Source organism: Sphingomonas glacialis (genome assembly GCF_014653575.1).
Lineage (GTDB): Bacteria > Pseudomonadota > Alphaproteobacteria > Sphingomonadales > Sphingomonadaceae > Sphingomonas > Sphingomonas glacialis.
The window spans coordinates 78041-96639 of the sequence record NZ_BNAQ01000002.1; the positions used below are offsets into that span (position 1 = coordinate 78041).

19 protein-coding genes are annotated in these 18599 nt (G+C 67.7%); 10 read left to right on the forward strand and 9 right to left on the reverse strand.

Annotated elements, in window-relative coordinates:
• Positions 1-89: 89 nt before the first annotated feature.
• Positions 90-2198, reverse strand: coding sequence for an AsmA family protein (locus tag IE187_RS07015; RefSeq protein ID WP_189675664.1), 2109 nt, complete (start codon positions 2196-2198; stop codon positions 90-92).
• A gap of 161 nt (positions 2199-2359) precedes the next feature.
• Between IE187_RS07015 and IE187_RS07020 the strand changes: the two genes are divergently transcribed.
• From IE187_RS07020 to IE187_RS07065, 10 genes are all read left to right on the forward strand, one after another.
• A complete protein-coding gene (locus tag IE187_RS07020) occupies positions 2360-2560 on the forward strand; it encodes a hypothetical protein (protein ID WP_010187745.1) in 201 nt (66 codons plus the stop codon).
• A 57-nt stretch (positions 2561-2617) separates the two neighbouring features.
• Complete coding sequence (locus IE187_RS07025) at positions 2618-3598, forward strand: aldo/keto reductase (RefSeq protein WP_189675665.1); 981 nt, start codon at positions 2618-2620, stop codon at positions 3596-3598.
• 185 nt (positions 3599-3783) lie between these two features.
• Positions 3784-4905, forward strand: a complete 1122-nt coding sequence (locus tag IE187_RS07030) for an 8-amino-7-oxononanoate synthase (protein WP_189675666.1) — start codon at positions 3784-3786, stop codon at positions 4903-4905.
• On the forward strand, positions 4902-5528 hold the full coding sequence (gene bioD, locus IE187_RS07035) for a dethiobiotin synthase (protein WP_189675667.1): 627 nt from the start codon (positions 4902-4904) through the stop codon (positions 5526-5528). Before IE187_RS07030 ends, bioD begins: the two co-directional genes overlap by 4 nt.
• On the forward strand, positions 5525-6772 hold the full coding sequence (locus IE187_RS07040) for an adenosylmethionine--8-amino-7-oxononanoate transaminase (RefSeq protein ID WP_189675668.1): 1248 nt from the start codon (positions 5525-5527) through the stop codon (positions 6770-6772). The genes bioD and IE187_RS07040 overlap by 4 nt, the downstream gene beginning before the upstream one ends.
• A 74-nt stretch (positions 6773-6846) precedes the next feature.
• Positions 6847-8979: a TonB-dependent siderophore receptor gene (locus tag IE187_RS07045; protein ID WP_189675669.1), complete on the forward strand. Its 2133-nt coding sequence runs from the start codon at positions 6847-6849 to the stop codon at positions 8977-8979.
• 18 nt (positions 8980-8997) lie between these two features.
• The gene (locus IE187_RS07050) at positions 8998-9300 is read left to right on the forward strand and encodes a hypothetical protein (protein WP_229839286.1); all 303 of its coding nucleotides are present in this window, start codon (positions 8998-9000) and stop codon (positions 9298-9300) included.
• On the forward strand, positions 9297-10838 hold the full coding sequence (locus tag IE187_RS07055; RefSeq protein ID WP_189675671.1) for a PepSY-associated TM helix domain-containing protein: 1542 nt from the start codon (positions 9297-9299) through the stop codon (positions 10836-10838). Before IE187_RS07050 ends, IE187_RS07055 begins: the two co-directional genes overlap by 4 nt.
• Positions 10835-11122 carry a DUF3325 domain-containing protein gene (locus tag IE187_RS07060; protein ID WP_189675672.1) on the forward strand — a complete coding sequence of 96 codons (288 nt, stop codon included), beginning with the start codon at positions 10835-10837 and terminating at the stop codon, positions 11120-11122. Before IE187_RS07055 ends, IE187_RS07060 begins: the two co-directional genes overlap by 4 nt.
• Positions 11123-11195: 73 nt before the next feature.
• A complete protein-coding gene (locus IE187_RS07065; RefSeq protein ID WP_189675673.1) occupies positions 11196-12440 on the forward strand; it encodes an NAD(P)/FAD-dependent oxidoreductase in 1245 nt (414 codons plus the stop codon).
• A gap of 4 nt (positions 12441-12444) precedes the next feature.
• Here the strand turns inward: IE187_RS07065 and IE187_RS07070 are convergent, their stop codons facing one another.
• The 8 genes from IE187_RS07070 to IE187_RS07105 form a co-directional block, all read right to left on the reverse strand.
• A complete protein-coding gene (locus IE187_RS07070; RefSeq protein ID WP_189675674.1) occupies positions 12445-13149 on the reverse strand; it encodes a haloacid dehalogenase type II in 705 nt (234 codons plus the stop codon).
• On the reverse strand, positions 13146-14240 hold the full coding sequence (hisC, locus tag IE187_RS07075; RefSeq protein WP_189675675.1) for a histidinol-phosphate transaminase: 1095 nt from the start codon (positions 14238-14240) through the stop codon (positions 13146-13148). Before hisC ends, IE187_RS07070 begins: the two co-directional genes overlap by 4 nt.
• Positions 14241-14311: 71 nt before the next feature.
• The gene (locus IE187_RS07080) at positions 14312-16027 is read right to left on the reverse strand and encodes a DEAD/DEAH box helicase (protein ID WP_189675676.1); all 1716 of its coding nucleotides are present in this window, start codon (positions 16025-16027) and stop codon (positions 14312-14314) included.
• Between the two features lie 90 nt (positions 16028-16117).
• Positions 16118-16354: a hypothetical protein gene (locus tag IE187_RS07085; RefSeq protein ID WP_229839287.1), complete on the reverse strand. Its 237-nt coding sequence runs from the start codon at positions 16352-16354 to the stop codon at positions 16118-16120.
• Between the two features lie 11 nt (positions 16355-16365).
• Positions 16366-16782 (reverse strand): type II toxin-antitoxin system HicB family antitoxin, encoded by a 417-nt coding sequence (locus IE187_RS07090; RefSeq protein WP_189675678.1) that lies wholly within the window; start codon positions 16780-16782, stop codon positions 16366-16368.
• Between the two features lie 9 nt (positions 16783-16791).
• Positions 16792-16971, reverse strand: a complete 180-nt coding sequence (locus tag IE187_RS07095) for a type II toxin-antitoxin system HicA family toxin (RefSeq protein ID WP_189675679.1) — start codon at positions 16969-16971, stop codon at positions 16792-16794.
• A gap of 48 nt (positions 16972-17019) precedes the next feature.
• Entirely contained in the window at positions 17020-18201 is a 1182-nt protein-coding gene (locus tag IE187_RS07100) for a BaiN/RdsA family NAD(P)/FAD-dependent oxidoreductase (protein ID WP_189675680.1), read from the reverse strand.
• A gap of 44 nt (positions 18202-18245) precedes the next feature.
• On the reverse strand, positions 18246-18599 hold the full coding sequence (locus IE187_RS07105; protein ID WP_189675681.1) for a HesB/IscA family protein: 354 nt from the start codon (positions 18597-18599) through the stop codon (positions 18246-18248).

Below are 18599 nucleotides of genomic sequence, written 5' to 3' on the forward strand. Positions count from 1 at the left end.
GCGTTCTGAAAGAGCGCGTTGCACGCGCCGTTGGAGCCTGCACCCCTGGGCCCCGGCCTTCGCCGGGGTGCGGTGACGGAGGCGCCTCCTCAGAAAATCCCCAGGAACTTCTTCCGCTTGCCAGCGCCCTGTTCAGGCGTGCCGTTGCCGACGTCATCGCGCGGCTTGCCCTTGGTCGTGCGCTGCGCCGCGGCGGGTTTCGCCGCGAGGATCGGCGCGCAGGCTGCGGCCTTGGCATCCCCCACGTCGATAAACGCGAGCAACGCTGCCGGCGGCGTGGCAAGCAGCGCCAGCCCAAGCCCGGTCCCCGCGCGACCGATCAAATCGGGGCTGATCACCGAAATCCGCGGCTTGGCGAAATGGCCGTTGAGCCCGACCGGCGACTGCGCCGAAAGCAGGCTGAACTTCTTGCCATCGGCGCGGAAGGCGAGATCGAGCGCCTCGGTCCCGAAGCTGAACCCGCCCGTCGCCGCGATCACGTTCTTGCTCGTGTCGATCAGGATCGGATCGGCCGCCGCCGCGCCCTTGCGAACGGTGAAGGCGACCAGCCCGCAATTGATCCGCACTGGCTCCTTCAATTTGTCCTGGAACATCTTCTGGACGAAGGTGCCGATATCGAGCTCGCTCAACTGAACGTTGCGCGTCCAGAAGCTGCCGGCGGGCATCACGAACGCGATCCGCCCGTTCGCATTGGCGAGCGAATCGTGCAGGCTGTCGCCGCTGCCGACGAGCTGGATCCGCCCCTTGATCGTCCCCGTCGTCCCCGCCTCGGCCACGCCGAACCCGGCGAGCAGCCGCCCCATCGGGGTCGAGGCCAGGCGGATGTCGTAGCTCGCCTGGGTCGGCCGGCGACGCGTGTCGAGGATAATGTCGGACGCGACATTGCCGCGCGCCATCGAGAAGGTCAGCGGCGAGAGCTTGAGCACGCTGTCCTTGAGCGCGAGCGTCAGGTCGATGTTCGAGACCGGCACGTTCTTCGAACGCACCGTGCCGACCGTCCATTTCAGATCCGCATCGAACGCGTGGAGCGCGGCAATATCGAGCGACGCGTCGGGCAGCAGGCGCGCCGGCGCGGCACCCGTAGCGGCGGCGGCGGCCTGGACGCCCTTGGCCGCGATCAGATCAGGATTGTAGCCGATGAACGGCGCGAGATCGATGATGTCGACCTTCTTGCTCGCCAGCGTCGCGGCGATGTGGATGCGCGGCGCGATATTCTCGACCGTGAAGCGCCCTGCCAGATCGCTCGCGCCGAAGCGGCCGCGCAGATGCGTGAAGGCATAGGTGGTGCCGGTCTTCACCAGTTGCGCTTTGAGGACATAGGTCCGCGACTGCGGAATGGTGACACCGATGATATGCAGCAGTTCGGCCATGTTGCGCCCACGCGCCGTTACGTCGAGCGGCACCTTCTCGATCTCGGCCAGGCTCGGCAGCGTGCCCGCGACATCGATCACGTTGTGTGCGGCGTGCGCGGTCATCGTCAGCGTGTTAGCACCACGCGCCACGGTCTGGTCGGGGGAGAGCAACGCGCCGCTCAGCGTGAACGGCGTATCGCGCACCACGCCATTGCCGGTGAAATCGACCTTGTCGCCAATCTTGGCGTCGGTCGATTTGATCGTCGCGAAGGTCAGATCGGCAAGCAGCCGCATCCGCGTGTCGCGATAGCGCACCGTCGTCCCCGCAAGCGTCGCGCGGTCGATCGTCGGGAAGGCGAGCGGCTTGCCGCCCTTGGTCTGGCTGAACGTCCAACTGTTGGTGCTGTGGTCGGGGCTCCATTCGAGATCGACCGCGCCGTCGGCGAGATCGAGAAAATAGAGCCGGCGCTTGCCGAACAGCAGCGACAGCGGCGCAATCCGCGTGTCGACCTTCTTCGTCTCGAACAGATTTGGCTTGCTCGCCCAGGACGGGTTCGAGATCGTCAGGCCCTCGGCGAGGAACTTGATCTGGAACGGATCGAAGAACAGCTGGAAATCGCCCCGCACGCCGACGGTACGATGCGTCAGCGATCCCACGACGCGTTCGAAGGCCGGCTTCAGGAAGCGCCCCTTGGTGATGTAGAGCACCAGCCAGATTGCGAAGAGCACGGCAAGGATCGCGAGCAGTACGTTGCGCACGATGCGCCAGCGGCGCTGCGCCGGTGTCTCGACGGTCGCGCGGTCGCCTTCGGGCGCGTTGGCCGTGGCGGCAGGGATCTCGGTCACGGTCGTGTGGTCTGCATGGCGCGAGGCTTCTTCGTTTCGGGCATTTGCCCTGGTCCTGAACACAGCCATAGCCGCGGCAACTTAACGCCGCTCGACCGGAAAAGTGCCGGCTCGTCGCACACCGCTGGACAGGCGCGCCGCTCGCTCGCTAACGCGCCGCCATGAGTGTCACCGCAACGATCATGAATTCCGCCACCGGCGAGCCTATCCAGAAGATGGTCTTCGGCCGCATGCCCAAGCCCTGGGCGTCCTTCACGCTCACCTCTGGCGAACTCGTCACCGCCGACCGCGTCGATGTCGGCAAGCCTGCGCCCGGCAAGTTCGTCGTGCCGGTTTCGGTGTGGGTCACGCCCAAGAAATAAGCCGGAGCGCTCTCGCCGCTGGTTCGTTGGCAATCCGACACCAAGCGAGGAGCGCACATGGATTACATCAAACTCGGCGCAACCGGGCTCGACGTCTCGCGGCTGTGCCTCGGCTGCATGACCTTCGGCGTGCCCGATCGCGGCACCCACGCCTGGACGCTCGACGAAGCGGCCAGCCGCCCGATCCTGCAAAAGGCGGTCGAAGCCGGGATCAATTTCTTCGACACCGCCAATGTCTATTCGGACGGCACGTCGGAGGAGATCGTCGGGCGTGCACTCAAGGACTTTACGCGCCGCGACGAGGTCGTGATCGCGACCAAGGTGCACGGCCGGATGCGTCCCGGCCCGAACGGCGCCGGGCTCAGCCGCAAGGCGATCCTGACCGAGATCGATGCCAGCCTGACGCGGCTCGGCACCGACTATGTCGATCTCTACCAGATCCACCGCTTCGACCCGGACGTTGAAATCGAGGAGACGCTCGAGGCGCTCCACGACGTCGTCAAGGCCGGCAAGGCGCGCTATATCGGTGCCTCGTCGATGTTCGCCTGGCAGTTCGCGACGATGCTCCACACGTCCGAGGCAAATGGCTGGACGCGCTTTGCGACGATGCAGAATTATCTCAACCTGCTCTACCGCGAGGAGGAGCGCGAGATGCTGCCGCTCTGCGCCGCCGAAGGGATTGGCGTGATCCCGTGGAGCCCGCTCGCGCGTGGCCGGCTGACGCGCGACTGGGACGATGCGACCGAGCGATCGCAGACCGACGCGTTCGGCGCGACCTTGTACCGCCACACCAACGATGCCGACCGCCGCGTGGTCGAGCGCGTCGCCGAGATCGCGACCGAGCGCGGCGTGGCGCGCGCGCAGATCGCGCTGGCGTGGGTGCTGGCCAAGCCCGAGGTTTCCGCGCCGATCGTCGGCGCGTCGAAGCTCGCGCATCTCGACGACGCGCTGGCGGCGCTCGCGATTGGGCTGACCGAGGCCGAGATCGCGCGGCTCGAAGAACCGTACGTGCCGCATGCGGTGGTGGGCTTCTCCTGAGCGCCACCCCCATATCCTGCCCCCGTCACCCTCGCGAAAGCGAGGGTCCCGCTTCTCCTGCGCACCGCGGGCCAAGAGCGGGATCCCCGCTTTTGCGGGGATGACGGGAATAAGGCGGGCGACGGCGATCGCTTCTAACCGCAACCCCATCGCGCGACGCGGTCAACCGCGTTAGGGCGTGCGCGATGTCCGTCCTCGCCGCCCACGCCCGCGATATCGAATCGCTTGGCCAGTCCCACCGCCGCCGCAGCCTCTCCCCCCGCACCGGGAGCGATTTCGCCTCGAACGACTATCTCGGTCTCGCCGCCTCGCCGCGCCTGCGCGAAGCCGTCGCAGCGGCGCTCAACCGCGGGGTGTCGATCGGATCGGGCGGATCGCGGCTGCTGCGCGGCAACGATCCCGAGCATGAAGCGCTCGAAGCCGAAGCCGCCGCCTTCTTCGGTAGCGAGACCGCGCTCTATTTTTCGAGTGGCTTTGCCGCCAACGCGGCCTTGTTCGCCACTTTGCCGCAGACCGGCGACCTGATCCTGTACGACGCGCTGATCCACGCCAGCGCGCATGACGGAATGCGCCTCGCGCGCGCACCGGCACAGGGCGTTGCACATAACGACGCACAGGCGTTCGACGACGCGATCTCCGCCTGGCGCCGCGCGGGCGGAACGGGCACGCCGTGGATCGCGGTCGAGAGCCTCTACAGCATGGACGGCGACCAGGCCCCGCTCGCCGATCTCGCCGGTATCGCGCAACGCCACGGCGGCATGCTGCTGATCGACGAGGCGCATGCCACCGGCGTGTTCGGCCCCGACGGCCGCGGTTTGGCTGCCGCGCTCGAAGGACGCAACGATGTCGTCACCATGCGCACCTGCGGCAAGGCGCTCGGCTGCGAAGGCGCGCTCGTGTGCGGGCCCGCGATCGTGCGCGACTTCCTGATCAATCGCGGACGCGCCTTCATCTTTTCGACCGCCCCCTCCCCGTTGATGGCAAGCGCGGTGCGCGCCGCGCTCGCCATCCTCGCCGACGAACCCGAGCGCCGTACGCGGCTCGACGCGCTGATCGTCCATGCCGGCCAAGTGCTCGCGCCGCTCGGCGCGACGGTGACGGGCTCGCAGATCCTTCCGCTGATCGTCGGCGACGCCGAAGCGACGATGGCGCTCGCCGCGCGCCTGCAGGCGGCGGGCTTCGACGTGCGCGGCATCCGCCCGCCGACGGTGCCGCCGGGAAGCGCGCGCCTGCGCATCTCGATCACGCTCAACGTCGACATCGCCGATATAGACCGTCTCGCCACTTGCCTGGAAGCTTTGTCATGATCCCCCGCATCGTCGTCACCGGCACCGATACCGACATCGGCAAGACCGTCTTTGCCGCCGCGCTCGCTGGCGCACTCGGCGCGGCCTATTGGAAACCCGTGCAAGCCGGGCTCGACGACGGCAGCGATGCCGCGCGCGTCGCGGCGCTGAGCGGCCTGCCCGCGAGCCATATCCTGCCCGAGGCGTATCGGCTCGTCACACCGTGCTCGCCGCACCGCGCGGCACGGATCGACGGCGTGACGATTGATGCCGACGCGCTCGATCCGCCGCCGCACGATGGCACGCTGGTGATCGAAGGCGCGGGCGGCGTGCTCGTGCCGGTCAACGACACGACGCTCTACGCCGATATCTTCGCGCGCTGGGGCGATCCCGTGGTGCTCGTCGCGCGCACCGCGCTCGGCACGATCAACCACAGCCTGCTTTCGATCGAGGCGCTGCGCGCGCGCGGCGTGCCGATCCTCGGCGTGGCCTTTATCGGCGAGCCGGTCGAGGACAGCGAGGCGACGATCGCGCGGATCGGGGGCGTCCGCCGCCTCGGTCGGTTGCCGTTGCTGCCGACGCTCGACCGCGCGACGCTTGCCGCCGCCTTTGCTGCGCATTTCTCGCTTGAGGATTTCCGATGAGCTCGCCCGTCTGGCACCCCTTCACCCAGCACGGTCTCGGCGAGTCGATCCCGCGCGTCACGCGCACCGACGGCGCGTTCCTCTACACCGATGACGGCCGCCGGATCATCGATGCGATCTCGTCGTGGTGGGTGACGACACACGGCCATTGCCACCCCGCAATCATGGCGGCGATCGCCGATCAAGCGGGCAAGATGGACCAGATCATCTTCGCCGGCTGGACGCACGAACCCGCCGAGACGCTCGCGCAAGCGCTGGTGGAGATCATGCCGCCCGCACTCGAGCATGTCTTCTTCTCGGATTCGGGATCGACCGCGGTCGAGGTCGCGCTCAAGATGGCGCTCGGGTTCTTCGCCAATCGCGGTGAACCGCGCAGCCGCATCCTCGTGCTCGAGCACAGCTATCACGGCGACACGATCGGCGCGATGTCGATCGGCGCGCGCGGGGTCTACAACCAGGCCTATGCGCCGCTGCTGTTCGATGTCGGCACGATCCCCTACCCCGCCGCGGGCGCCGAGCAGGCGACGCTCGATGCGCTCGAGCAGGCGTGCCGCACCGCCCCGGCCGCGTTCATCGTCGAGCCGTTGGTGCTCGGCGCGGGCGGAATGCTGTTTTATCCGCCTTGGGTGCTCGCCGAGATGCGCGCGATCTGTGCGCGGCACGGCGTACTGTTCATCGCCGACGAAGTGATGACGGCATGGGGCCGCACCGGCACGCTGCTGGCGTGCGAGCAAGCGGGCGTCGTGCCCGACATCCTGTGCCTGTCGAAGGGCCTGACGGGCGGCGCGGTTCCGCTCGCGGTGACGATGGCGACCGCCGAAATCTTCGACGCGCACTATTCGGACGACCGCTCGCGGATGTTCTTCCACTCGTCGAGCTACACCGCGAACCCGATCGCGTGCGCCGCCGCCAACGCCAACCTCGAAATCTGGCGCACCGAGCCCGTGCGCGATCGCATCGCCGATCTCGCGCGGCGCCAGGCGGGCTGGGCCGAGCAGGTGCGCCAGGTGCCGACGATCCACAATGCCCGCGTCTGCGGGACGATCGCGGCGTTCGAACTGGCGAGCGCGACGGGCAGCTATCTCGATGGCCTCGGCCCGCGGTTGCTCGCGTTCTTCAAACAGCGCGACCTTCTGCTCCGTCCGCTCGGCAACACCGTCTACGTCATGCCGCCCTACTGCATCGACGATGCCAGCCTGGGCGAAATCTACAGCGCGATCGCCGAGGCGAGCGAGACGCTCTGACGCCTTGTTGATAACGCTATTGATAAGCGTTCGCAAATACGCCACTAGGCCCCCGACATCAAAGGGACCTGTGAATGAAGCGTTTTGTCATCTCCGCAGTGCTGCTGAGCTCAGCCGTCTATGCCGCACCTGCGATGGCGGAGGACGAAGCCGAGGACGGCCCTGCGATCGTCGTCACCGGCGCGCGCCCAAGCAGCGAGGCCACCGCCGGCACCAAGAGCTCGGCATCGATCGCCGAAACGCCGCAATCGATCAGCGTGATCAGTGCCGCCGACATTGCCGATCTCGGCCTGTCGAACCTCAACCAGGCGCTACGCTTCGTCGCCGGCGTCACCACCGAGCAGCGCGGGTCGAGCGCCGAAGTCTATGACCAGTTCAAGCTGCGCGGCTTCGATGCACCGCAATTCCTCGACGGGCTCAAGCTGATCGGCGGGGCAAGCTATCTCGAGCCCCAGATCGACGTCTCACGGCTCGACCGGATCGAAGTGATCAAGGGCCCCGCCTCCGTGCTCTACGGCCAGTCGGGCCCGGGCGGCCTCGTCGCGCTGTCGAGCAAGCTCCCGCTCGACAAGCCGTTCTATGGTGCGGTCTCCGGCACCTACGGCACCTACGACCTGTACCGCGCCGATGCCGATGTCGGCGGCAAGATCGGCGATTCGGTGCTGTGGCGGATCAACGGCAGCGTCAACGGCGCGCATACCCAGCAGACCTTCAGCGCGCGCGAGCGCCAGACGATCTCGGGCGCGCTCACTTTCAACCTCGATCACGCCACCAAGCTAACGCTGCTCGGCGCCTATTCGAACGATCCGCAGAACGGCAGCTACGGCGTGTTCCCGGCGTCGGGCACCTTCCTGCCCAACCCCAACGGCAAGCTCGCAACCTCGACCGATTTCGGCGAGCCTGGCAATTACTTCAAGCGCGAGCAGGTCGCCGCGACCTATATCCTGACGCACGAGATCAACCCCGACTGGAACATCCGCGCCTCGGGCCGCTACCAGCATGGCACCGCGCGGCTCGGGATCGTCTATGCCGCAGGATCGCTGGTCGCCGCTGCCAACCCGAACTCCACGCTTTACAACCGCGCCTCCTACGCGACGCGCGAGCGCAGCGACTCCTGGGTGTTCGACAACCAGGTGCATGGCCGGTTCGCCACGGGCGCGGTGAAGCACGACGTGCTGTTCGGCGTCGATTACCAGACCGGTACCGCGCGCTCGATCAACGCCTTCGGCTCGGCGACCCCGCTCAACGGCTATGCCCCCGTCTATGGCACGATGGTCGTGCCGCAGAGCCCTGCCGCGGTGCCGAACTCTTTCAGCCTGAACGACAACACGCCCCGCTCGAACCAGGCGGGCGTCTATGCGCAGGACCAGCTGTCGCTCGGCGCATTGCGGGTGTTGCTGAGCGGGCGGCAGGACTGGGCGTCGGTGCGCACCGGACCGAACACCGCGTCGCAGGACTCGCAGAAATTCACCTATCGCGCCGGTGCGCTCTACACGCTGCCGTTCGGGCTCGCGCCCTATGTCAGTTACTCGACCTCCTTCGAGCCCAACGGCACGCTGTCGCAGCCGAACGGCGTGATCACCGTCGCCAAGCCGTCTGAGGGCAAGCAGATCGAGGCCGGCGCGAAATATACCGTGCCGGGCACGCAGATTCTCGTCACTGGCGCGTGGTTCCAGATCGACCAGACCAATCTCATCACCACCAACCCGCTCACCAACGTCTCGACGCAGAGCGGCCGGGTCCGCTCGAGCGGCGTCGAGGTCGAGGCGAGCGCGCCGCTGCCCTACGGCTTCAACGCCAAGCTCGCCTATAGCCGGCAGAAGGTCCGCACCACCGCCGACGCAAACCCCGCCAATATCGGCGCGGGGATCCTCGGCGTCGGGCGCGGCGGCGTGTCGGGCAATCTCGAATGGGCGCCGCGCGGCGGCAAGTGGCAGGGCTTCGCGATCGGCGGCGCGGTGCGCCATGTCGACAGCATCTATGCCGGTGGTGCTGCGCGGACGAGCACGCCGAGTTTCACGCTGGTCGATGCGCTGGTGCGCTTCGATCTCGGCACGATCGCGCCGCGCTTCGCGGGCGTCTCGCTCGGGGTCAACGCCGCCAACCTGTTCGACAAGAAATATGTCACGACCTGCTATCTCGATTATGCCTGGTGCTGGTACGGCAACCGCCGCACCGTTCAGGGCACGATCGCCTATCGGTTCTGAGGGCAGATGCGGCAGGGCATGAACCACGACCGGCGCGTTTGGCGACACCGCGCCGACACCGCGCTGCGCGTCGTCGTCGCCATGCCCGGCGGCTATGCGGTGGCGAGCCTGTGGGCGATGGCGCTCGCGCGGATCCTGCCCGGCGGGCCAGCCGAGGCGACCTTCACCGCGACGCTCGTCGCGTTCGCGCTGTGCGCCTTCACCGCGATGTGGGCGTTCGCCGCGCGCAGCGGCTGGCGCGCGGCGTGGACGACGCTGCTCGGCGGCGGCGCGGCGGCGGCAATCGCCTTCGGGTCGATCGCGCTGACGGGTCGCGCGTGAGCAAGGGCTTCCGGCAGAGCCAGGCGACGCTCCACACTTGGTCGGGACTGCTCGTCGGCTGGGTGCTGTTCATCGTCTTCGTGACCGGCACCGCCGCCTATTGGCGCGAGGCGCTCAACCGCTGGGCGCAGCCCGAACTCCCGCCGATCGAGCAGCCAGCGCGCGTCGTCCGCGGCGCGCAGCTGCTGCTGCAACGCGACGCCGCGGACGCCGCAAGCTGGTTCATCACCGTACCGAGCACGCGCTCGGCGAGCGGCAGCGTCTTCTGGGTGCCGGGCGCCAAAGCGCCGCCCACGCCCGGCGAGACCAGCGCGCGCATCGACGCCAATGGCGCCAAGGTCGTGGCGCGCGCGACGCTCGGCGGCGACTTCTTCTACCGCTTCCACTTCGACCTGCATTACGTGCCGTATTACGTCGCGCGCTGGATCGTCGGGATCTGCGCGATGTTCATGCTCGTCGCGATCCTCAGCGGGATCGTGACGCACAAGAAGATCTTCCGCGATTTCTTCACCTTTCGCGGCGGCAAGGGGCAACGCTCGTGGCTCGACGGGCACAATGCCGTCGCGGTGCTCGGCCTGCCGTTTCACTTGATGATCACCTATACCGGGCTCGTCACGCTGATGACGCTGCTGATGCCATGGGCGGCGGTCGCCAATTACAGCGCCCCCTTCAGCATGGGTCGCCTGCTCTATCCCGAGGCTCCGGCAGTCCCGCGTGCCGACCGGCCCGCCCCGCTGGTCGATCTTGCCGCGGTGCTGCGCGATGGCGAGCGGCGGCTCGGCGCGCCGGTCGATATCATCAGCGTCACCGCACCGGGCGATGCCTCGGCGCGGATCCTGCTGTCGCAAAGCAACCACGGCACGCTGTCGAGCCTGACGCCGCGGCTGACCTATGACGGCGTGAGCGGACGCCTGCTCTGGGCCGCCCCGCTGCCGGGCGCGGCCGCGGTAACGGCAGGCGCGATGATCGGGGTCCACGCCGGGCGCTTCGCCGACGCCGCGATCCGCTGGGTCTATTTCCTGTGCGGCATCGGCGGATCGGTGATGGTCGCAAGCGGGCTGCTGCTGTGGAGCGTCAAGCGCCGCGAGAAATTGCCCGATCCGGCACGCCCGCCGTTCGGCTTCCGCCTGGTCGAGCGGCTCAATATCGGATTCGTCGCGGGCTTCCCGGCGGCGATGGTCGGCTTCCTGTGGGCGAACCGCCTGCTGCCGCTCACCCTCCCGACACGCGCCGAGGCCGAGATCAATGCGATGTTCGTGCTCTGGGGTGTACTGCTGCTCCACGCCTTTCTCCGCCGCCCGCGGCGTGCCTGGGTCGAACAACTCGCGCTGACCGCGGCGCTGCTGCTCGCGCTCCCGCTGTTCGACATGCTGGCGACCGCGCGCGGCTTGCCGGCGACGATCGCGGCGGGGGATGCAACGCTCGCCGGTGTCGACCTTACGCTGATCGCGCTCGGGCTTGCCTATGCCGCGATCGCGCGCGGCGTTCACCGGCATGTGCCCGCGCGACGCCGATCGCGCAGCCGGGCGCGCGCATGACCGCGCTCCCCTTCCTTGCCGCTATCCTCGCCTTCGTGCTGTTCGGGCTGGCGACCGACCAGCATCACGGCAAACGCTTCCGGCGCGCGTGTCCGCGGGGCCGCGCCATCAGGTTGCGCGCAACCGCGTGGACGCTCCTCGCGCTGGCATTCGCGCTGTCGATGATCGCGTGGGGCGCGGTGTTCGGCCCAATCGGCTGGTTCGCGTCGATCATCAGCGGGGCCGCGCTGGCCTTTGCCGCCTTGAACTTCATCCCGCTCCCGGCGCGGCGGCCGCGCGGCTGATATCGCGCTTCGGGCTGGACAGAACGGCACGTTGCCCGCACGTCAGCCGCCACGAGGATCAAGAGGGGCCGACATGACCGACACCGCGCTTTCGTTCGACGTTTTGATCGTGGGTGCGGGGCATGGCGGGGCGCAAGCGGCGATCGCACTACGCCAGCGCGGTTTCGAGGGGACGATCGCGCTGCTCGGCGATGAACCCGAGCTTCCCTATGAGCGCCCCCCGCTGTCGAAGGACTATCTCGCTGGCGAAAAGCCCTTCGAGCGGATCCTGATCCGACCCGCGGCTTTCTGGGTCGAGCGCACGATCACGCTACTGCCGGGCCGCACGGTGGTATCGGTCGATCCTGCCGCGCACGTCGTCACCACCGACGAAGGTGCGACCATCGGCTATTCGAGCCTGATCTGGGCGACCGGCGGTCCGCCGCGCCGACTGACGTGCGCCGGGCATGACCTACGTGGCGTCCACGGCGTGCGCACCCGCGCCGATGTCGACCAGATGATCGCCGAACTGCCCGACGTGCGCCACGTCATCGTGATCGGTGGCGGCTATATCGGGCTCGAGGCCGCAGCGGTGCTGACCAAGCTCGGCAAGCACGTCACCGTGCTCGAGGCCGCGCCGCGCGTGCTCGCGCGCGTTGCCGGCGAAGCGCTCTCGCATTTCTACGAGGCCGAGCACCGCGCGCACGGCGTCGACCTGCGCACCGGCGTCACGGTCGTAAGCATCGAGGGCCAGGACGGCGCTGCGACCGGGGTACGGCTCGCCGATGGCAGCGTGGTGGCGGGTAGCATGGTGGTCGTCGGGATCGGCATCGTCCCAGCGGTCGCGCCATTGATCGAGGCAGGCGCCGCTGGCGGCAATGGCGTGACGGTCGATGCCTTCTGCCGCACCTCGCTTCCCGACGTGCTCGCGATCGGCGACTGTGCCGCGCATCCCAACCCCTATGCCGATGGCGCGACGATCCGGCTTGAATCGGTCCAGAACGCCAACGACCAGGCAACCGTCGTCGCGCGCGTGCTGACGGGCGATCCGCAGCCGTATGATGCGGTGCCGTGGTTCTGGTCGAACCAATATGATCTGAAGCTGCAGACCGTCGGGCTTTCGACCGGCTTCGATACGGCGGTGCTGCGCGGCGATGTCGCGACGCGGCGCTTCTCGGTCGTCTATCTCAAGGGCGGCAAGGTGATCGCGCTCGATTGCGTCAACATGACGCGCGATTACGTCCAGGGCCGTGCGCTGGTGGTGGCAAGCGCCGTGATCGATCCCGCGTTGCTGGCCGATGCGGACGTGCCAATAAAGGAAATGCTGGCGGCAGACTGACGCGTCAGCAGCCGAGGCGGTCGGCCAATTCGGTCAGCGACTCGGCGCTGTAATCCCACGCCTGTTCCGCGGCGCGGTCGGGCTTGGGCGCGCCGCCCAATTCCATCGGCCGATCGACATAGGCGGTCGCCAGCCCACACGCCCGCGCCGCGGCAAGATCGCTGTGATGCGCGGCGACGAGGCATAGCGCTTCGGGCGCAATCCCCAGAATATCGGCGGTGCCGAGATAGGCCTGCGGCAATGGCTTGTAGATCCCGGTCGCCTCGGCCCCGAGGATCGCATCCCACGGCAGCCCGCCATGCCGCGCCAGCGCGAGCATGAGCGCGACATTGCCGTTCGACAGCGTGACGATCGGGAAGCGCGCCTTGAGCCGCGTCAGTCCCGCAACCGCATCGGGCCACGGATCGAGCCGCCGCCACGCCAGCGCGAGATCGGCGAGCGTCGCTTCATCGGCCGCGATGCCGAGCCGCTCGACCAGCATGTCGAGTGTCTCGCGGTTGAGCACGTCGAGCCGCGTGTAGGCCCGTCGCCCCGAGCGGCACGCCTCCATCGCCGGCTGATACAGGCCGCGCCAGTCGTCTGTGAAACGCGCCGGATCGAGATCCTCGCGCCCGATCCTCGCGAAAACCGCCGCAGCCTCGCGCGCGATGCTCGTCCGCCAATCGACGACGGTGCCGAACACGTCGAAGGCGAGCGCCTTGATCGTCACCCGGCGACGATCTCGCGCAGCGCCTCGGCGAGACCACGCGTCTCGGCCTCGGTGCCGATCGTCATGCGCAAGCCGTTCGCGAGCCCCTGCCCCGGCAGCCAGCGCACGATATAGCCGCGGCTGAGCAGTGCCTTGTACGCGGTCTCGGCGGTGACGGCGCCTTCGAACAGCACGAGCAGGAAGTTGGCTTCGCTCGGGACGACGCGCAGGCCTGCGTTGCCGAGCTTGCCCATCTCCGCGCCGAACCACGCGCGCCATTTGCGATTGTGCTCGCGCGAGGCGGCGATGAAATCGGCCGCGCCGAGCGCAGCGATCGCGGCTTCCTGCCCGGCGGTGGTGCAGCAGAACGGCGCCCGGATGCGGTGCATCGCCGAGATCGCGTCCTCCGACCCGTACCCCCAGCCGATTCGCTCGGCGGCAAGACCATGGATCTTCGAGAAGGTGCGCGTCACGATGACGTTCGGCGCGGTGCGCGCGAGGTCGAGCCCGCCATCGTCATCCTCGGGCGCGAGATATTCGGCATAGGCCTGATCGAGCACGAGCATCACGTGTGCCGGAAGCCCGGCATGGAGGCGCGCAATCTCTTCCTTGCGCGTGAAGGTGCCGGTCGGGTTGTTGGGATTCGCAACGAACACGACGCGCGTGCGCTCGGTGACCGCAGCGAGGATCGCGTCGACGTCGGTCGCATAGTCACGGTCGTCGGCGATGACGAGCGTCGCGCCGACGCGGCGGGTGGCGATCTCATAGACCGCAAAGCCGTAGCGCACCTGGATGATCTCGTCGCCGGGCCCGGCATAGGCGCCGGCGATGAGGTGGAGCACTTCATCCGACCCGGTGCCGTAGATGACGCGCGCAGGGTCGAGATCGTGATGCGCCGCGATCGCCTCGCGCAGCAGTGCTGCGCCGGCATCGGGATAGCGTGCGAGATCGGCGGAATGTTTGGCGAAGGCGTCGACCGCTTGCGGGCTGGTGCCGAGCGGATTCTCGTTCGACGACAGCTTGATGACGGGCGCCCCACCCTCGCTCGTCGAGCGACCGGGCACGTAGGGGGCGATGGCCATGATCCATGGCTTGGGCTGGGGTGCGTTCATGCCGCGTGGGTTAGCGGGGAAAGAGCGACACTTCAAATCCTCCCTCGCGCAGCGAGGGAGGATTTACGGGGTTAGCGTTGCGGGCGCTTGTTCGGCCCACCGGGCCGCAATGTCGGCCGCGGCTGATGCCGTACCGGTGCCGGCCCATTGGCACGCCGCGGGCTGCGCTCGGCTTCGACCGGCCCGCCCTGGACTTGCTCGAACTGCACGCCGCCTTCGGCTTCCTCGCCGGCGGTGCGCTTTACCGCCGCCATGAACTTGCCCGCGATGCCGCTCGGCACCTGGAACATCGTCTCGTTGGCGGCGATGCGGATCGCGCCGACTTCGTTCTTGGTGATGTGCCCGCGACGGCAGATCAGCGGCAGGATCCAACGCGGATCGGCATTCTGGCGACGGCCGATGTCCATGCGGAACCAGACGATATCGTCGAAGCCTTCACGGTGATGCTCCTTGCCCGCCTCGCGCGGCGCAGAACCGCTCGCCTCGATCATTTCTTCGGGCGCCGGCATCCGCGCGCGATAGCTGCGCACCAGTGCCGCCGCGATATCATCGGGAGTCTTCTTCTCGAGCAGCTGTGCCGCCAATGCGCGATCGTCCTCGTCGACTTCGACGTCTTCCATCAGCATCGTCATCAGCCGCGACTTGTCGGCCTTGCGGATGTCGTCGACGGTCGGCGCGTTCATCCACTCGACCGCGATCCGCGCGCCGCGCAGCATCATCTCGACGCGGCGCTTGCGCTGATACGGCACGATCAGGATCGCGGTGCCCTTCTTGCCAGCGCGACCGGTCCGGCCCGAGCGATGCTGCATCGTCTCGGCATCGCGCGGCAGCTCGACGTGAACGACGAGGCTGAGCGACGGCAAATCGATCCCGCGTGCCGCAACGTCGGTCGCGACGCAGACACGCGCGCGCTTGTCGCGCAGCGCCTGCATCGCGGCGTTGCGCTCGTTCTGGCTATGCTCGCCCGAGAGAGCGACCGCGGCGAACCCGCGCTCGATCAGCCCGGCGTGAAGATGGCGGACATTGTCGCGCGTCGCGCAGAACAGCATCGCCGTCTCGGCCTCGTGCAGGCGGAGCAGATTGACGACAGCATTCTCGATATCGGCCGGCGCCACAGTCACCGCCTGATATTCGATGTCGCCATGACCACGGTCCTCACCGACGGTCGAGATGCGCAACGCATCCTTCTGGTAGCGCTTGGCGAGCGCGACAATCGACTTGGGCATCGTCGCCGAGAACAGCAGCGTGCGGCGCTCGGACGGCGAAGCGTCGAGGATCAGCTCGAGATCCTCGCGGAAGCCCATGTCGAGCATCTCGTCGGCTTCGTCGAGGATGACCGCCTTGAGGTTCGACAGATCGAGCGCGCCGCGCTCGATATGGTCGCGCAGACGGCCCGGCGTGCCGACGACGATATGCGTGCCGTGCGCGAGGCTGCGGCGCTCGCGCGACGCGTCCATGCCGCCGACGCAAGTCGAAATGCGCGCGCCGGCCTTGCCGTAGAGCCATTCGAGCTCGCGGCTGACCTGCAGCGCGAGTTCGCGCGTCGGTGCGATCGCGAGCGCGAGCGGCGCGCGCGGCGGCGGGAGCAGGCCGTCCTCGGTCAGCAGCTGCGGCGCGATGGCGAGGCCGAATGCGACGGTCTTGCCCGACCCGGTCTGTGCCGAGACGATGACGTCGCGGCCTTCGGCCTCGGGCTGGATGACGGCGGCCTGGACAGGAGTCGGGGCTTCATAGCCACGGGCGGAGAGCGCTTCGGCAAGAAGCGTGGGGAGGTGTGAAAAGGGCATGGTATTCCGAATATGGGGGCGGCGGGTTCGCGCGCCAAAAAGGGCCCTTAGCACGGGCGTAGAGGAAAAGCACGGGGGGTGTGGATTCCGTCAGAAGCGTTGGTAGGCGAGCGTCTCATTCGTGGCGAAAGGCGGCTGGCTGACGGCTGCGAACCAATCGCTGCGGAATCCGGGAAGCGTCTCGAGGGTTGCAATCAGACCCGGCCATTCGCGCATTTCTTCATGGAAGATCCATGTTTGCCCAAGCGCCTCGATGTCGCAGCAGATCAGATCGGTGGTGAGTTCGTCGCGCTTGTAGAAAATGACGCGCGCGATATCGGCAGGCATCAACGCTAGCGTCATGCGACTCGCTCGACCGACGGGGCCGGCGAGTCGAGCGTCAGCGAAGCGATATAGCTCGACCGGCTCTGCCCCGCAGCGCGTGCCATTGCGTCGAGGCGCTTCAGGACTCGCCTTGGCAGGGTTACGTTGACCCGCTCAATCGTGTCTTCGAGGAGCGCGGGGTCGAGCGAGATCACGCCGAACGCCCAGCCATCAAAGTCTGGATCCAGCCGCAGCGTATCGAGGCTTCGCGCCGGCGGAATTGCCGTGCCCGCGTCGAGCGCAGCATCGATCCACGCCGCTGCGGCTTCCTCGGCGCCGACGAGCGCGTCGTCGAGCGTATCACCCGCGGAAAAGCACCCCGGCAGATCGGGCACCACGACGCCGAAGGCAGTGCTGTTGCTACCAGGTTCGATGGCGATGGGATACCGCATGGAGAACACCTAGACCTTTGCCTGCTTGCGGATCGCAGCGACCAGCCCCGGCCCGAGATCCTTCTTGGGATGCGGCACGACGATATGCGCGCCGTGCTGTGGATGGGTGAAAACGTGGTGCGATCCCCGCACCCGATCGAGTGTCCACCCGGCCGATTTCAACTCACGAATGAGATCGGCGCTTTTCATCGTGCGCATCATACACACTGTCAGCTAAAAAGCAATTCGGTAGACGACCTACACCACCTGCCCCGCCGCCCAGCCGCTAGCCCAGGCCCATTGGAAGTTATAGCCGCCGAGCCACCCGGTCACATCGACCGCCTCGCCGATCGCGTACAGCCCCGGCACCTTCCGCGCCTCCATCGTCTGCGACGACAGTTCAGCGGTCGAGATGCCGCCTGCCGTCACCTCGGCTTTGGCGAAGCCTTCGGTGCCGTTCGGACTGAAGCGCCAATCGGCCAACTGCCGCGCTGCCGCATCGACCGCCTTGTCGGTCGCCGCGCCCAGTTCGCCCTCGATCCCGAGCCGATCGGCGAGCGTCTCGGCAAGCCGCCCGGGCAGATGGTTCGACAGCACCGACGCGAGCGACACGCGCGGCCGGGCGTGCTTCACGCCGACCAGCCAGCCGGGCTTGAGATCGGGCAGGAAGTCGATCCCGACCGGCTCGCTATGGCGCCAGTAAGACGAGACCTGCAGGATCGCGGGCCCGCTCAGCCCCTTGTGCGTGAACAGCGCGGCCTCGCGGAATTTGGTCTTGCCCGCCTTGGCGACCACTTCCGCCGCCACACCCGAAAGCGAGCGGAACAAGGTTTCGTCGCCACCGAGCGTCAGCGGCACCAGCGCCGGACGCGGCTCGACCACTTTCAGCCCGAAGCGCCGTGCGAGATCATAGGCAAAGCCGGTCGCGCCCATTTGCGGAATCGACGGGCCGCCGGTGGCGATGACGAGCGACGGCGCACGCGCGGTGCGATCGCCGAAACTAACGCGATACTGTCCATCGGCATGGTCAACATCGCGGATCGCCTCGCCAAGCGCGATCTCGACGCCCCCCTTGTCGCACTCGTCCTGCAACAAGGCGACGATCTGCTTGGCGGACCCATCGCAGAACAATTGCCCGAGCGTCTTCTCGTGCCACGCAATCCCATGCGCCTCGACCAGCGCCAGGAAATCCTGCGCGGTGTAGCGCCCGAGCGCCGACTTGGCGAAATGCGGGTTGGCCGAAATATAGCAATCGGCCGCGGTGTGCAGATTGGTGAAGTTGCACCGCCCGCCGCCCGAAATCAGGATCTTCTTGCCGATCGCCTCGGCATGATCGAGCAGCAGCACGCGGCGGCCGCGCTGGCCGGCGGTGAAAGCGCACATCAGTCCGGCCGCGCCGGCGCCGAGAATGATGGTGTCGTAAGTCGTATGGGTCGTCATCGCCCGCCTGTGGACGCAAATCGGCGCTCAGGCCAGTGCGCGGCTTATACGGTGAAGCTTTCGCCGCACCCGCATGCACCCTTGGCGTTCGGATTGACGAACACGAAGCCTGCCGCAAAATCGTCCTCGACCCAATTCATCGTCGAGCCGATCAGATACAGGATCGACCCGCCATCGACGAACAAAGTCCCGCCGGGCGTATCGATCCGCTCGTCGAACGGCTTGGCGTCGGTGACGTAATCGACCGAGTAGGCAAGCCCCGAACAGCCGCGCCGCGGCGTCGACAGCTTGACGCCGATCGCGTCCGCGGGCGCCTTGGCCATCAGCGCGGCGATCCGCGCCTCCGCCGTGGGCGTGAGGATCAGCGCAGCAGGGCGAACGCGGGTCATGGTGGTCAT

Coding starts and splice junctions, on each gene's coding strand:
- IE187_RS07020 (WP_010187745.1), top strand. CDS start 2,360: ATGAGTGTCACCGCAACGATCATGAATTCCGCCACCGGCGAGCCTATC.
- IE187_RS07025 (WP_189675665.1), top strand. CDS start 2,618: ATGGATTACATCAAACTCGGCGCAACCGGGCTCGACGTCTCGCGGCTG.
- IE187_RS07030 (WP_189675666.1), top strand. CDS start 3,784: ATGTCCGTCCTCGCCGCCCACGCCCGCGATATCGAATCGCTTGGCCAG.
- bioD (WP_189675667.1), top strand. CDS start 4,902: ATGATCCCCCGCATCGTCGTCACCGGCACCGATACCGACATCGGCAAG.
- IE187_RS07040 (WP_189675668.1), top strand. CDS start 5,525: ATGAGCTCGCCCGTCTGGCACCCCTTCACCCAGCACGGTCTCGGCGAG.
- IE187_RS07045 (WP_189675669.1), top strand. CDS start 6,847: ATGAAGCGTTTTGTCATCTCCGCAGTGCTGCTGAGCTCAGCCGTCTAT.
- IE187_RS07050 (WP_229839286.1), top strand. CDS start 8,998: ATGAACCACGACCGGCGCGTTTGGCGACACCGCGCCGACACCGCGCTG.
- IE187_RS07060 (WP_189675672.1), top strand. CDS start 10,835: ATGACCGCGCTCCCCTTCCTTGCCGCTATCCTCGCCTTCGTGCTGTTC.
- IE187_RS07065 (WP_189675673.1), top strand. CDS start 11,196: ATGACCGACACCGCGCTTTCGTTCGACGTTTTGATCGTGGGTGCGGGG.
- hisC (WP_189675675.1), bottom strand. CDS start 14,240: ATGAACGCACCCCAGCCCAAGCCATGGATCATGGCCATCGCCCCCTAC.
- IE187_RS07080 (WP_189675676.1), bottom strand. CDS start 16,027: ATGCCCTTTTCACACCTCCCCACGCTTCTTGCCGAAGCGCTCTCCGCC.
- IE187_RS07085 (WP_229839287.1), bottom strand. CDS start 16,354: ATGCCTGCCGATATCGCGCGCGTCATTTTCTACAAGCGCGACGAACTC.
- IE187_RS07090 (WP_189675678.1), bottom strand. CDS start 16,782: ATGCGGTATCCCATCGCCATCGAACCTGGTAGCAACAGCACTGCCTTC.
- IE187_RS07095 (WP_189675679.1), bottom strand. CDS start 16,971: ATGAAAAGCGCCGATCTCATTCGTGAGTTGAAATCGGCCGGGTGGACA.
- IE187_RS07100 (WP_189675680.1), bottom strand. CDS start 18,201: ATGACGACCCATACGACTTACGACACCATCATTCTCGGCGCCGGCGCG.
- IE187_RS07105 (WP_189675681.1), bottom strand. CDS start 18,599: ATGACCACCATGACCCGCGTTCGCCCTGCTGCGCTGATCCTCACGCCC.